General features: G+C 59.9%; 11 protein-coding genes and 1 pseudogene. 6 read left to right on the top strand and 6 right to left on the bottom strand.

Annotated features, from left to right (window positions below; all coding sequences use genetic code 11):
• The first annotated feature begins 5 nt into the window (after positions 1-5).
• The 4 genes from hrpA to AACY11_RS00625 all read left to right on the top strand — a co-directional run bounded on the left by hrpA (position 6) and on the right by AACY11_RS00625 (position 6,355).
• Positions 6-3,917 (top strand): ATP-dependent RNA helicase HrpA, encoded by a 3,912-nt coding sequence (gene hrpA, locus AACY11_RS00640; protein ID WP_339493616.1) that lies wholly within the window; start codon positions 6-8, stop codon positions 3,915-3,917.
• Between the two features lie 328 nt (positions 3,918-4,245).
• The gene (locus tag AACY11_RS00635; RefSeq protein WP_339464887.1) at positions 4,246-5,367 is read left to right on the top strand and encodes a beta-ketoacyl-ACP synthase III; all 1,122 of its coding nucleotides are present in this window, start codon (positions 4,246-4,248) and stop codon (positions 5,365-5,367) included.
• Between the two features lie 146 nt (positions 5,368-5,513).
• Positions 5,514-6,125 carry an RNA polymerase sigma factor gene (locus AACY11_RS00630; protein WP_221729362.1) on the top strand — a complete coding sequence of 204 codons (612 nt, stop codon included), beginning with the start codon at positions 5,514-5,516 and terminating at the stop codon, positions 6,123-6,125.
• Positions 6,119-6,355 (top strand): anti-sigma factor family protein, encoded by a 237-nt coding sequence (locus AACY11_RS00625; protein WP_221729361.1) that lies wholly within the window; start codon positions 6,119-6,121, stop codon positions 6,353-6,355. The genes AACY11_RS00630 and AACY11_RS00625 overlap by 7 nt, the downstream gene beginning before the upstream one ends.
• A 132-nt stretch (positions 6,356-6,487) precedes the next feature.
• Here AACY11_RS00625 and AACY11_RS00620 read toward each other — a convergent pair whose 3' ends face one another.
• A complete protein-coding gene (locus tag AACY11_RS00620) occupies positions 6,488-7,810 on the bottom strand; it encodes a putative porin (protein WP_339493615.1) in 1,323 nt (440 codons plus the stop codon).
• A 281-nt stretch (positions 7,811-8,091) separates the two neighbouring features.
• Between AACY11_RS00620 and AACY11_RS00615 the strand changes: the two genes are divergently transcribed.
• On the top strand, positions 8,092-9,216 hold the full coding sequence (locus tag AACY11_RS00615) for a GNAT family N-acetyltransferase (RefSeq protein WP_339464888.1): 1,125 nt from the start codon (positions 8,092-8,094) through the stop codon (positions 9,214-9,216).
• A gap of 110 nt (positions 9,217-9,326) precedes the next feature.
• Here the strand turns inward: AACY11_RS00615 and AACY11_RS00610 are convergent.
• From AACY11_RS00610 to AACY11_RS00590, 5 genes and pseudogenes are all read right to left on the bottom strand, one after another.
• A pseudogene (locus AACY11_RS00610) lies at positions 9,327-9,707 on the bottom strand (aquaporin); the annotation flags it as partial.
• Positions 9,708-9,733: 26 nt separating this feature from the next.
• Complete coding sequence (locus AACY11_RS00605) at positions 9,734-11,566, bottom strand: ABC transporter ATP-binding protein (protein ID WP_339431057.1); 1,833 nt, start codon at positions 11,564-11,566, stop codon at positions 9,734-9,736.
• An 88-nt stretch (positions 11,567-11,654) separates the two neighbouring features.
• Complete coding sequence (locus AACY11_RS00600) at positions 11,655-12,218, bottom strand: peptidylprolyl isomerase (protein ID WP_339431058.1); 564 nt, start codon at positions 12,216-12,218, stop codon at positions 11,655-11,657.
• 3 nt (positions 12,219-12,221) lie between these two features.
• The gene (locus AACY11_RS00595; protein WP_339493613.1) at positions 12,222-13,025 is read right to left on the bottom strand and encodes an alpha/beta fold hydrolase; all 804 of its coding nucleotides are present in this window, start codon (positions 13,023-13,025) and stop codon (positions 12,222-12,224) included.
• Positions 13,026-13,039: 14 nt separating this feature from the next.
• Positions 13,040-13,963, bottom strand: coding sequence for a LysR family transcriptional regulator (locus tag AACY11_RS00590; RefSeq protein ID WP_339431060.1), 924 nt, complete (start codon positions 13,961-13,963; stop codon positions 13,040-13,042).
• A gap of 49 nt (positions 13,964-14,012) precedes the next feature.
• Here AACY11_RS00590 and AACY11_RS00585 point away from each other — a divergent pair, with 49 nt between their 5' ends.
• Positions 14,013-14,327 carry a 3-phosphoglycerate kinase gene (locus tag AACY11_RS00585; protein WP_221729354.1) on the top strand — a complete coding sequence of 105 codons (315 nt, stop codon included), beginning with the start codon at positions 14,013-14,015 and terminating at the stop codon, positions 14,325-14,327.
• Positions 14,328-14,449 lie beyond the last annotated feature (122 nt).

Raw genomic sequence — 14,449 nt, 5'->3', positions numbered from 1 at the left:
ACCCGATGACCGAAGAATCGCCCTCCATCGACAAACTGCTGAAAAACCTCGACCACGCCATGCTCGCCGACCGCCACCGGCTGCGGCGGCAGTTGCTTGAGCTGCGCAAAAAGCCAGACGAGGCCAAGCTGGCCCAGTGGGTGGCGCGCATGCAGGCGTCCTGTGATCAGGTGCTGGCGCGCAAGGCCAGCCTGCCGGTGATTCGTTACGACGACAGCCTGCCGATTGCGGCCAAGCGTGACGAGATCAAAAAGGCGCTGGAAAAGCATCAGGTGCTGATCATCGCGGGCGAAACCGGCTCGGGCAAAACCACGCAGTTGCCAAAAATCTGTCTGGAAATCGGTCGCGGCCAACACGGTTTGATCGGCCACACCCAGCCACGGCGGATCGCTGCCCGCAGTGTTGCCAGTCGCGTCGCAGAAGAACTCGCGACGCCGCTCGGGTCGCTGGTGGGCTACCAGGTACGCTTCGAAGATCAGAGCGATTCCAACACCCTGATCAAACTGATGACCGACGGCATCCTGCTGGCGGAAACCCAGAACGACCGCTATCTGGAACGCTACGACACGATCATTGTCGACGAAGCTCACGAACGCAGCCTCAACATCGACTTCCTGCTCGGTTACCTGAAAACCCTGCTGCCGCGCCGTCCCGACCTGAAGGTCATCATCACCTCGGCCACCATAGACCTGGAGCGTTTCTCCAAGCATTTCGATGACGCACCAATTGTCGAGGTCTCCGGCCGCACCTTCCCGGTGGACACCTGGTATCGCCCATTGACCCTGGAGCAGGACGAGGAGGGCAACCGCGTTGAGGACGACCTGACCGTCGATCAGGCAATCCTCGCCACCCTCGACGAAATTGCCGCCTACGAGCGCAGCGAACGTCGCAGCCCAGGCGACGTGCTGGTGTTCCTGCCCGGTGAGCGCGAAATTCGCGATGCCGCCGACATGCTGCGCAAGGCCCAACTCAAACACACCGAGATTCTGCCGCTGTACGCGCGCCTGTCGCCGGCCGAGCAGCAGCGGATTTTCCAGTCACACCCCGGCCGTCGCGTCGTGCTGGCGACCAACGTCGCTGAAACCTCGCTGACCGTGCCGGGCATCCGCTACGTGATCGACAGCGGCACTGCGCGCATCAGCCGCTACAGCTACCGCGCCAAGGTTCAGCGTTTGCCGATCGAAGCGATTTCCCAGGCCAGCGCCAACCAGCGTAAGGGCCGCTGCGGCCGGGTCGAGCCGGGCATTTGCATACGTTTGTACAGCGAAGAAGATTTCCTCGGTCGCCCGGAATTCACTGACCCGGAGATTCTGCGCACCAACCTCGCGGCGGTGATCTTGCAGATGCTGCATCTGCGCCTCGGCGAAATCACTGCGTTCCCGTTCATCGAGCCGCCGGACGGCAAGGCGATCAGCGACGGTTTCAACCTGCTGCAAGAACTCTCGGCGGTGGATCGCAACAGTCAGTTGACCCCGCTCGGCCGTCAGTTGGCGCGCCTGCCAGTCGACCCGCGCATGGGCCGCATGCTGCTTGAAGCGGCGAAACTGGGCAGCTTGCAGGAAGTGCTGATCGTCGCCAGTGCCATGTCGATTCAGGACCCGCGCGAGCGTCCGCCGGAGCGCCAGCAAGCGGCGGATCAGGCTCACGCGCAATGGAAGGATGTCGATTCCGACTTCGCCGGCCTGGTCAATCTGTGGCGTGGTTTTGAAGAACAGCGCCAGGCGCTGACCGCCAGCCCGTTGCGCAATTGGTGCCGCAAGAACTTCCTCAACTATTTACGTCTGCGCGAGTGGCGTGATTCCCATCGCCAGTTGAGCCTGATCTGCCGCGACATGCAGTTGAGCCTCAATAAAGAACCAGCCGATTACCCGAAACTGCACAAAGCGGTGCTCGTCGGTTTGCTCAGCCAGATCGGCCAGAAAACCGAGGACGGCGATTACCTCGGCGCCCGTCAGCGACGTTTCTGGATTCACCCGTCGTCGGGCATCGGCAAGAAGCGTCCGCAATGGCTGATGACCGCCGAACTGGTAGAGACCACCAAGCTCTATGCGCGCATGGTCGCCAAGATCGACGCCGACTGGATCGAGCCGCTGGCCGGGCATCTGATCAAGAAAAATCACTTCGAACCGCACTGGGAGAAGAAGCGCGGCCAGGTCGTGGCCTTCGAGCAGATCACCCTGTTCGGGCTGATTGTGGTCGGGCGCCGACCGGTTCATTACGGCCCGGTTGACCCCGTGGTTTCGCGTGAGCTGTTTATCCGCGAAGGTCTGGTGCGGGGCGAGATTCAGTCCAGAGCCAAGTGCCTGAGCGCCAACAAACAACTGCTCGAACAGCTCGATGAACTGGAAGCCAAGGCCCGTCGCCGCGACATTCTGGCCGACGAAGAAACCCTGTACGCCTTCTACGATGCGCGGCTGCCGGCGGAGATTCACCAGAGCGCGACGTTCGACAGTTGGTACCGGATCAACAGCCAGAAAGACCCGCAACTGCTGATCATGCGCGAAGAAGACGTGCTGGCCCGCGAGGCCAGTGAAGTCACCGCGCTGCATTACCCCGATACCTTGCACATCGGTGATCTGGAACTGACGCTCAGTTATCACTTCGAACCCAATCACCCCCGTGACGGCGTGACCCTGCGGGTGCCGGCGCCGTTGCTGCCGATGCTGCCGCCGGAGCGTCTGGAATGGCTGGTGCCGGGGCTGATCGAGGCCAAGTGCATCGCTCTGGTGCGCAATCTGCCCAAAGCGTTGCGCAAGAACTTCGTGCCGGTGCCGGACTTCATCAAGGCTGCGCTGCAACGCATGACCTTCGCCGAGGGCTCGCTGCCCCAGGCGTTGGGGCGCGAGTTGTTGCGCATGACCGGTGCGCGGGTCAGCGATGAGGCGTGGGCGGAAGCGGCGCAGCAGGTCGAAGGGCATCTGCGCATGAACCTGGAAATCGTCGACGGCCAAGGCAAATTCCTTGGCGAAGGACGGGATCTGGCCGAACTGACTGCGCGTTTCGCCGAAGCCAGTCAGGCCGCACTGGCCGTGCCGCAGAGTGCCAAGAGTCAGCAGCCGGTGGAGGCGAAAGTCTTCGCGCCGGTGGCAGCAAAAACTCAGCAGAAAATTGCCGGGCTGTCGATGACGGTCTACCCGGCGCTGGTGGAAGAGGGCGGCACGGTCAAGGAAGGGCGGTTCTCGACCCCGGCCGAAGCCGAGTTCCAGCATCGTCGTGCGTTGCAGCGCTTGCTCATGCAGCAACTGGCCGAACCGGCCAAATTCCTGCGCGGCAAATTGCCGGGGCAGACCGAACTGGGCTTGCTCTACCGTGAACTGGGCCGGGTCGATGCGCTGGTCGAAGACATTCTGCTGGCCAGTCTCGACAGTTGCATTCTCGACGGCGAAGACCCGTTGCCGCGTGACGGTGCAGGGTTGGCGGCGCTGGCCGAACGCAAGCGTGGCAGTTGGACCGAACACGCCGAGCGCGTGGCGCGGCTGACGCTGGAGATTCTGAAGATCTGGCATGGCCTGCAAAAGCGCTTCAAGGGCAAGATCGATCTGGCCCAAGCCGTGGCGTTGAATGACATCAAGCAACAGATCAGTCATCTGGTTTACCCGGGGTTCGTGCGGGAAACGCCGATGCAATGGCTCAAGGAGCTGCCGCGTTATCTGAAAGCGGTCGAGCAGCGTTTTGAAAAACTGGGCGCGCAACTGCAGAAGGATCGGGTCTGGAGCGGTGATCTGGCCGGTTTGTGGGCCCAATACCAGGCCCGCGCCGCCAAGCATGCCCAGGAAGGCAAACGCGATCCACAGCTTGAGTTGTATCGCTGGTGGCTGGAGGAATATCGGGTTTCGCTGTTCGCCCAGCAGTTGGGAACGAAAGTGCCGATTTCCGATAAGCGCCTGAATAAACAATGGACCCAGGTCGAACCCTAGATCTATCGACGTGCACAATCCCCCTGTGGGAGCGGGCTTGCTCGTGAAGGCGTAGTGTCAGATAACTGATTCGGTGACTGACACACCGCCTTCGCGAGCAAGCCCCCCGCCTTGGGATTTGCGTTGTGCTTGAGAAAGGGGCCAAAACCTTGGGTTTATGGCAAACTTCGCGACCATAAATGCCTGTTTCGCGACCCAGAGCCTTCGGCGTGGTCACGCAACGGAATAAAACGATGCCAGGTTTGCGTCCCCCGGATGGGAATAGACCCTTTGTGTGTTGGTACGACGGTTCCAGCACTTTCTGCCTGAACAGATTAGAGAAACGACCATGCATAATGTCGTCATCAGCGGCACCGGCCTGTACACCCCGGCCAACAGCATCTCCAACGAAGAGCTGGTGCAGTCTTTCAATACCTACGTTGCGCAATTCAACGCGGACAACGCAGACGCCATCGCCAGCGGCGACATCCAGGCCCTGACGGAATCCAGCGCCGCCTTCATCGAAAAAGCCTCGGGCATCAAGAGCCGCTTTGTCATGGACAAAGAAGGCATTCTTGATCCGCAGCGCATGGCCCCGCGTCTGCCGGAGCGTTCCAACGAGGAATGGTCGGTACTTTGCCAAATGGCCATCGGTGCTGCCGAACAAGCCTTGCAACGCGCCGGCAAAACCGCCGCTGACATCGACGGCGTGATCGTCGCCTGCTCCAACTTGCAGCGTGCTTACCCGGCCATCGCCATCGAAGTCCAGGAAGCCCTGGGCATTCAGGGGTTCGGTTTCGACATGAACGTGGCCTGTTCCTCGGCCACCTTCGGCATTCAGGCAGCCGCCAACAGCGTGCAACTGGGCCAGGCCCGGGCGATCCTGATGGTCAACCCGGAAGTCTGCACCGGTCACCTGAACTTCCGTGACCGCGACAGCCACTTCATCTTCGGCGACGCCGCCACGGCCGTGATCATCGAGCGCGCCGATCTGGCTACGTCCAAATACCAGTTCGACGTGGTCAGCACCAAACTGCTGACCAAGTTCTCCAACAACATCCGCAACAACTTCGGCTTTCTCAACCGCGCAGCGCAAGAGGGCGTCGGTACTCGCGACAAGCTGTTCGTGCAGGAAGGCCGCAAGGTGTTCAAGGATGTTTGCCCGATGGTGGCTGAACTGGTCGGTGCGCATCTGGAAGAGAACCAGCTCAATGTCGGCGATGTGAAGCGTTTCTGGCTGCACCAGGCCAACCTCAGCATGAACCATCTGATCGTACGCAAACTGCTGGGCCGCGAGGCCACCGAAGAGGAAGCCCCGGTGATCCTCGACACTTACGCCAACACCAGCTCTGCCGGTTCCGTGATTGCTTTCCACAAGTATCAGGATGATCTGGCTGCCGGTTCGCTGGCGGTATTGAGTTCGTTCGGTGCGGGTTACTCGATCGGTAGCGTGATTCTGCGCAAGCGTTGAAAGTGGTTTAATTTCCGCTTAATCACGCTGACCTTTCCTACATCCGAATCGGTTGAAACGCTGTAGTTTTCGGAAATGGCGGCAGGAGACGCTTCAGGCGAATCCTGCCGCTATCATTTTCGAAGTCGGAACAAGGGGATTGATGGATGGCGGTTGACGACACCCAACTGCTCGCGCGTTTGCTGGCAGGCGAGCAACAGGCTTTCAAGGAACTGGTCACGACTTATCAAAGCGCCATGCGCGCCGTCGCTTATGCGATTGTCGGCCAGCGTCACGTCGAAGAAGTGGTGCAAGATGCATGGCTGTCGGTAGTGCGCCATATCGGCAGTTTCGAAGGCCGCTCCAGTCTCAAGACCTGGTTGCTGACCATCACCGCCAACTCGGCCAAGAGTCGCTACAAGCAGAATCGCCGCGAAGTGTTGATGGATGACCTGCCGTCACCCCACGGCACCATTGATGATGACCGCTTTTCCCCCGGCGATGGCCACTGGCTGATCGCACCGTTCGCCTGGCACCAGGACACGCCTGAAGCGCTGCTCACTGAAAGCGAGTTGCGTGAGTGCCTCGAACACACACTGCTCAACCTGTCGGAACTGCAAAGCAGCGTTTTGTTGTTGCGCGAACGCCAGGGCCTTGAGCTCGAAGAGATCTGTAATCTTCTGGAGATATCGCTCTCCAATGTCCGTGTGCTGCTGCATCGTGCGCGGCTGAAAGTCTTCGCGACAGTGGAGCATTTTGAGGAGACCGGGGAATGCTGACCTGTAAGGAACAAGTAGCGCGCTCCAGCGATTATCTCGATGGCCAGCTGAGCTTTCGCGAAAAACTGATGGTGCGTCATCACCTGATGTTCTGCCCCAATTGCCGGCGCTTTATACGCCAGATGCGATTGATGCAGGCGACGCTGAAGGCGATGCCGGAGAAACCTGAAGAGGGTGTGGATGCGTTGGCCGAGCGGCTGGCGGCGCGGCGCCGGGAAGACAGCCCCTAGGGGGAGAAGCAGACTGGCGCGCCTGCGGCACACGGATGATGGGGATCGCCGTAGCCGCGCCAGACTGTTGAAGCATCTCAAGCGCTGCACCCGGATGAGAAGCGCATCGCCTGAGATCTGTTGCTCTGGTGCTTAGAACTTCGCTTCTGCGTCCAGTTGCAGAATGTTGGTGTCGGCGTCGCGCTGAGTGCGGCTGGAGTAGTCAGCCTTGGTCAGGAAGTACGTGGCGCCGAGGGCGAAATTCTTGTCGATGTCGTAACCGACTTTGAACTTGTGCCCACGCGAACCGGTGGTGCCATTGGCGAAGTCGGAATCAGTGAAGGCGCCGACCACAGCATTGCGTTGCACGTCACGATAGTTGTAGTCGAGGTTCAGACCGAAGACTTTCGACTTGGCGCCGAGCAACCAGGCGGTGTCCTGATCGGTCACGGCATCGTTGTTCTTCACATACTGACCGTAGAACGACAGCGGCATTGGCAGACCGCCGATGTCGATCTGGCTGAAACCCTCGTACAGACGGAATTCGTTGTTGGCCGAGTTGCCATTGACGGCCAGTGCGCACGGTGTGGAAGAGCCCGTGCAACGGCTGTCCTGATCGTTCTGGTAGGCGTAGACGCTGCCGCCAACGGTCAGCTTCAGGTTGTCGGTGATGGCGATGCGGCTACCCAACTGGCCGGAGGTCAGGCGCAGGTCGTGACGGAATTGCACGCCTTCGCCGTCGACGTTGTCCTTGAGGTTGTAGTTGCCCAGGCTGCCGAACAGTTCGGCACTGCTGCCCAGTGGGTACTTGTAAGTGACGGCCAGACCTTCCGGGTTGATGTCGCCGTCCCAGATCACGTCGCCCATGCTCACCCACGGTTGCAGCATCTTGCCGCCGATCACATGCAGGTTCTTGATCGCATCAGGGTGGTAGTCGATGTAGCCCAGGTCCAGCCAGATCTGCTTCTTGTCGAAGTAGTTGTCCAGGTCCTGGTTGGTCGAACGAGCATCGTCGCCGCCGCCGGTGGCGATACGGATGCCAGTGTCCACTTGCGGGTTGATCTCGGTGTAGGCACCCAGACGTGCACGGATGCGCTGACGATCCTTTTCGCGGCCGCCGTTGTTGGCTTCGCCGTCGATCTTGACGGTCTCCTGGCGGATGCGCACGTCACCCTTGAACTGGGTCTTGGCAGCCCAGGCCAGTTTCTGGTCGAAGACGCTTTGTTCGTTGGTCTTCTTCGCGACAGCCGCGACTTGTTCTTTGGTCTCTTGCTGCGCCTGCTGGGCGATTTGCTGAGCCTTCTGATCCTTGGCCAGTTCAGTTTGCAGTTCTACATACTGCGCCTGGGAAATCGAACCGTTAGCCTTGAGCATGTCGAGCAGTTTGGCGTCGACTGCAGCACTGGCCGGAACGCTCATGGCCAGTAACAGGCCACCGCACAGGGCCGCCGCAGTTTTCGTGGAAGCAAGACGCATAGCAATCTCCGAAGATGAGTGGGATGGCTGAACCATCCTGGGCACAACCGACGGTTGAAGGTCGGAAAACAGTGTCCGGGTAGAACCCGGCGCTCTAAAAACAGGCGCCAGTATCGCGATGGTTTATGACAGGGCAGTGGCACGGTGATGGCAGGTTGATGACGGTACGCGTTGGTCGTGAACCATTGATCTAGAGCGCTGTCGCCCGATGACGGGTGTGCAATGCGGCGCAATCGGCGATACTCGCCGAGCGCTGAAACCCCGAAGTGGAGAGCTCTTTGATGCCGTTGCACTGCCTGCAGAACCTGTCAGAAATCGCCCCGGCCACTTGGGATGAATTGGTGCCGGACAATCAGCCGTTTCTGCGTCATGCTTTTCTCAGTGCGCTGGAGGACAGCGGCAGCGTCGGCCCTCACACCGGTTGGCAGCCGGAGCATTTACTGCACATCGAAGATGGTCGGCTGATCGCCGCCTTGCCGGGTTACCGCAAGTGGCACTCCTACGGCGAGTATGTGTTCGACCATGGCTGGGCCGATGCCTGCGCCCGAGCCGGAATCGATTACTACCCCAAACTGTTGACGGCTGTGCCGTTCAGTCCAGTCAGCGGCCCTCGGTTGCTGGCGGCCAAGGTCGAAGACGGTTTTGAGCTGCTCAAGAGCCTGCCCGGTTATCTGGAAATCGAAGGGCTGTCCGGCGCGCACATCAATTTCACCGATCCGTTCACCGACGCCGCCATGGCCGAGCAGCCGGGCTGGTTGCAGCGCATCGGCTGTCAGTATCACTGGCACAATCGAGGCTATCGCGACTTTCAGGATTTTCTCGACGTGCTCAGTTCGCGCAAGCGCAAACAGATGCGCAAGGAGCGCGAGCAGGTGGCGGGGCAGGGCTTCGAATTTGAATGGCTACAAGGGCGAGAGCTAAACGAATCGCAGTGGGATTTCGTCTACGCCTGCTATGCCAATACCTACGCCGTGCGTCGGCAGACACCGTATCTGACGCGAGAGTTTTTCAGTTTGCTGGCCGCGCGCATGCCCGAATCGATCCGCGTGGTGCTGGCCAGGCAGGGCTCACGGCCGGTGGCCATGGCCTTCAGTCTGGTTGGCGGTGACAGTTTTTACGGGCGCTATTGGGGATGCCTTGCCGAATTTGATCGGCTGCACTTTGAAACCTGTTTTTATCAGGGCATGGACTACGCGATTGCCCAGGGCTATCAGCGTTTCGATGCCGGTGCTCAGGGCGAGCACAAACTGATTCGTGGCTTCGAACCGGTGATCACTCACTCGTGGCATTACCTGCGGCATCCGGGTCTGAAAGCGGCGGTAAAAGACTTCCTGCAGCAGGAACGCGCCGGTGTCCTGGCCTACGCCGAAGAAGCGAGAGCAGCCTTGCCCTACCGCCAAACCTAAATCTCCAATGTGGGGCTTGCTCGCGAAGGCGGTGTGTCAGTACAGCAAATATTGCCTGACACCACGCCTTCGCGAGCAAGCCCGCTCCCACATTTGGTTTTGTGTTGGGCTCAGGTTTTTTCGTTACCCAACCAGAGATAAATCACTCCACCGGCCACCGCACCCGACAGCGGCGCCACCCAGAACATCCACAACTGCGCGATGGCCCAGCCGCCGACCATCAGCGCCGGCCCGGTACTGCGCGCCGGGTTCACCGAGGTATCGGTCACCGGAATCGAGATCAGGTGGATCAACGTCAGCGCCAGACCTATGGCAATCGGTGCGAGGCCCGGCGGTGCACGTTTATCGGTGGCGCCCAGAATGATGATCACAAACATCGCAGTCATCACCCGTTCGGTGACAAACCCGGCCGCCATCGAATACTGACCGGGCGAATGCTCGCCGTAACCGTTGGAGGCGAGGCCGGCGGCAATGTCGAAACCCTCACTCCCACATTGCAATTGTATTGACCCAATGATCAATCGATCCCGACAAATCCGCCGGTCTGGTGCGCCCATAACCGCGAATACAGTCCGCCATGGGCCAGCAGTTCGGCGTGGGTGCCGCTCTCGGCGATCTTGCCGTTTTCCAGCACCACCAGGCGATCCATGCGCGCGATAGTCGAGAGGCGGTGAGCAATGGCGATCACTGTTTTGCCCTGCATCAGGGTTTCCAGGCTTTCCTGAATCGCCGCTTCGACTTCCGAGTCCAGGGCCGAGGTTGCTTCGTCCATGATCAGAATCGGCGCGTCCTTGAGCAGCACGCGGGCAATCGCGATGCGCTGACGTTGACCGCCCGACAGCTTCACCCCGCGCTCGCCGACATGCGCGTCGAAGCCGGTGCGGCCTTCAGCGTCCGACAGCAACGGAATGAACTCATCGGCACGGGCCTTGTGCGCGGCATCCCAAAGCTGTGCGTCAGTCGCGTCAGGCTTGCCATACAGCAAGTTGTCGCGGATTGAACGGTGCAGCAGCGACGTGTCTTGAGTGATCATACCGATCCGCTCACGCAGGCTTTCCTGGCTGACGTCGGCGATGTTCTGGTCGTCGATCAGGATGCGCCCGCCCTCGACGTCATAGAGGCGCAGCAGCAGGTTGACCAAGGTTGATTTACCGGCGCCGGACGGCCCGATCAGACCGATTTTTTCACCCGGTTTGATGGTCAGGTTGAGGTCGCCGATGATGCCTTTCTTCTTGCCGTAGTGAAAATCGACATGCTCGAAACACACCTCGCCATTGGCCACGGCCAGCGGTTTGGCGTGTTCGTGATCGGTGACGCTGACCGGCTGCGAGATGGTCCGCAGACCGTCCTGGACCATGCCGATGTTTTCGAAGATGCCCGTGACCACCCACATGATCCAGCCGGACATGTTGACGATGCGGATCACCAGACCGGTGGCCAGGGCAATCGCGCCGACGGTGATCAGCGATTGCGTCCACAGCCACAGGGCCAGCGCGGTTGTGCCGACGATCAGCAAGCCGTTCATGGCGGTGATCGCCACGTCCATGCTGGTGACCACGCGGCCGGCCATTTGCGCTTTGACGGTTTGTTCTTCGATCGCTTCCCTGGCGTAGTGCTGTTCGAAATGAGTGTGAGCGAACAGCTTGAGCGTGGCGATATTGGTGTAGCCGTCGACGATTCGGCCCATCAGTTTCGAACGTGCGTCGGAGGCTTCCACCGAGCGGTCCTTGACCCGCGGCACGAAGTAACAGAGTGCGCCGATGTAGGCGACGATCCACGTCAGCAACGGGACCATCAGGCGCCAGTCGGCTTCGGCGAACAGCACCAGCGCGCTGATCGCGTAGATCACCACATGCCACAGTGCATCCACCGCTTGCACTGCTGAATCACGCAGCGAGTTGCCGGTCTGCATGATGCGCTGGGCAATGCGCCCGGCGAAGTCGTTCTGGAAGAAGTTCAGGCTCTGCTTGAGCACGTAGCTGTGGTTCTGCCAGCGGATCATGCTGGTCATGCCGGGGCTTAACGTCTGGTGCACCAGCAGGTCGTGCAGGCCGAAGAAAATCGGTCTGAGCACAAGCGCAACCACCACCATCCACGTCAGTTCGAGGGCGTGATCGCTGAAGAAATTCGGATTTGGCGTACCTTGGGCCAGGTCGATGATGCGACTCAGGTAACTGAACAGCGCCACTTCGATCAGCGCGGCGAACAGGCCGACCACCAGCAGGGCGGCGAAACTCGGCCAGACCTGCTTCAGGTAATAGGTATAGAAGGGGAGCACACGGTCGGGCGGAGACGCCGTAGGGGCGTCGCGGAATATGTCGATCAGTTGTTCAAAACGGCGATAGAGCATCAGATAACCGCCCGGAGTACGGGCTCTCCTTTTATCAGTGTGAGCGGCGCGGGATCAGGCCGTCGCCGCTCGATATGCCCTGCTGTACTCAGTCGAGGCGTTTGGCCGACTTGATGATCACAGGGTCGACAGGCACGTTCTGCATGCCGCTTTTGGTGGTGGTTTGCGAGTTGACGATGATGTCGACGACGTCCATGCCCTTGACCACTTTGGCAAACACCGCATAACCGGCGTCACGGCCTGGATCGAGGAAGGCGTTGTCAGCGACGTTGATAAAGAACTGGCTGGTGGCCGAGTTCGGATTGGAAGTACGGGCCATCGACAAGGTGCCGCGAACGTTATGCAGGCCATTGCTGGCTTCGTTCTTGATCGGTTCCTTGGTGTCCTTTTGTTGCATCTGCTGGGTGAAACCACCGCCCTGAGCCATGAAACCCGGGATCACACGGTGGAAAATCGTGTTGTTGTAGAAGCCACTGTCGACGTACGCCAGAAAGTTCTTGGTACTGATCGGCGCTTTGACCGGGTCCAGTTCGATTTCGATCTGGCCATTGGTGGTGTCCAGCAGCACGTGCGGCGCTTTGGCCGGGGTAGCAGCCATCAGGTTGGCAGCAAACAGCACGGTGCCGGCGACGAGGGCGAGTTTTTTCAGCATGGGTCAGTGATCCTGAGATTGAATATCGGCTGCGGCGAGAAACGCCAGCAGCGTTTGATTGAAGCGTTCGGGCTGATCGAGCGGGGTGGCATGGCGTGAATCAGCGATCACCACCAGCCGCGCATCGGGCAGCAGTTTTACATAGGTTTCTTTAAGTGCCACAGGTGTGTAATCACGGTCGGCACTGACGATGAGCGTTGGACAGGTCACCCGGGAAAGTCGTTCCTGAACCCCCCAGCCAACAATTGCATCGAAGCTGGCGAGATAAGCACGTTTGTCGTTTTTTGCCCAGCGTTGCGCCATTTTCTGCCGCAGATTCGCCTGTTCGGGTTTTGGGAACAGTTTGCTGCCCAGCGCCTTGCCGATGGTCGCCAGGCTCAGCACGCGCATCAGGCTCCAGCGTTTGAACCATTGCCAATAGTCGTCGAGGCTGCGCAGTTTGACTTCAGGGGCGCTGTTGACGATGGTCAGGCTCTTGAGCATCTGCGGCTGATCGACACCCAACTGGAAGCCGATCATGCCGCCCATCGACAGACCGACGTAGTGCACCGGACCAAGGTTCAAATACTCGATCAGCGCCACCATATCGGCGCTGAACCCCGCGATGCTGTAGCGCTCGCGGGGTTTGTCCGAGCGCCCGTGGCCACGGATATCCGGGACGATCACCCGGTAGTGCGCGGCCAGCGCCGGAATCTGCATTTCCCAATCCAGCGTGCTCGAGCCGAGCCCGTGAACCAGCAGCAACGGCGTGCCGTGGCCATATTCCTCGTAGTGCAGGTTGCAACCTTCGTGCGCAAAATAGGCCATCGCTGGACTCCGTGTCAGACTTGCTCAGGGGCGGCGAACGGTGCGTCCAGCGGCAAGGTGTCGAAGGTGCGCAACAGTTCGATGAGGATTTGTGTCGCCGGGCCCAGCGGTTTGTCCTTGTTCGAATACAGATAGAAACTCGGGTTGCGGCTGCCGCCCTGATCCAACGGTAGCAGCTTGAGCGATCCCTCTTTCAGTTCCCGTTCGATCATGTGTCGCGGTAACCAGGCAAAGCCCAGGCCGCTGCTGACGAATGTCGCGGCCGTGGCGAGACTGCCGACGGTCCAGCGCTGTTCGGCGCCGAGCCAGCCGACATCCCGTGGCTGTTGACGACCGGAGTCGCGGATGACCACTTGCATCTGGGTTTCCAGATCCTGGAAGCTCAGTTCACGATTGAGCCGATGCAGGCTGTGGTCTGGGTGAGCAACCGCAACAAACTCCACGTCGCTCAGCTCCGCGCCCAGGTAACCGGGAATGCTCAGGCCGGTGATGGCCAGATCGGCCACGCCTTCGAGCAGCACCTCCTCGACACCCGACAACACTTCCTCACGCAGACGCACGCGACAGCCACGGCTCTGTGGCATGAACGCAGTCAACGCACGCACGATACGTGCGCTTGGATAAGCCGCATCGACCACCAGCCGCACTTCCGCTTCCCAGCCTTGCTCCATGTGATGGGCGAGATCTTCCAGTTGACTGGCCTGTTTGACCAGTTGCCGCGAGCGGCGTAGCAACACGCCGCCGGCTTCGGTCAGTACCGCTTTACGACCGTCGATCCGCAGCAACGGCACACCGAGCTGATCCTGCATACGGGCAACGGTGTAACTCACCGACGACTGCGAACGGTGCAGAACCTCGGCGGCCTGGGCGAATCCGCCGTGGTCGACTACGGCCTGCAATGTTCGCCATTGATCCAGGGTCACGCGGGGCGCTTTCATCAATAGCTCCTCTTGTCCTAAGCTGACGGTCCCCATTGGAGACTGTCGAATGAAAAAATTCTGTTGTGTGGTGCTGGCACTGCTGCCGTTGACAGCCTTTGCGTATCCGATCGATGTGCAGAAAAATCTCAATGGCATGAAGATCGACTACCAGAGTTTCGCCACGGATAACGACATTGGCTCCATCCAGGTGGCCAACTACGGCGACGTCGACGCGAGCTGCAAAGTGGTGTTCCGCAACGGTCCCGAGGCGCCACGCACACGTAACATCGAAGTCGTGGCCGGCAAACATAAAAACGCCACGGCCAAGTTCACCCGCACCATTATCAAACTGCGCATCGATCTGACCTGTACCCCGAAATAACAGCAAATCTTCCTTGTGGAAGCGGGCTTGCTCGCGAAGGCGGTAGATCAGTCATCCATGCTCGTGCTGACACATCGCCTTCGCCAGCAAGCTCACTCTCAAAGGGTTGAGTTGCATCTAAA

Source organism: Pseudomonas sp. RA_105y_Pfl2_P56, assembly GCF_963970845.1.
GTDB lineage: Bacteria > Pseudomonadota > Gammaproteobacteria > Pseudomonadales > Pseudomonadaceae > Aquipseudomonas > Aquipseudomonas baetica_A.
The sequence above is the reverse complement of the archived record's forward strand: the minus strand, read 5'-3'. Positions and strand labels throughout refer to the sequence as shown.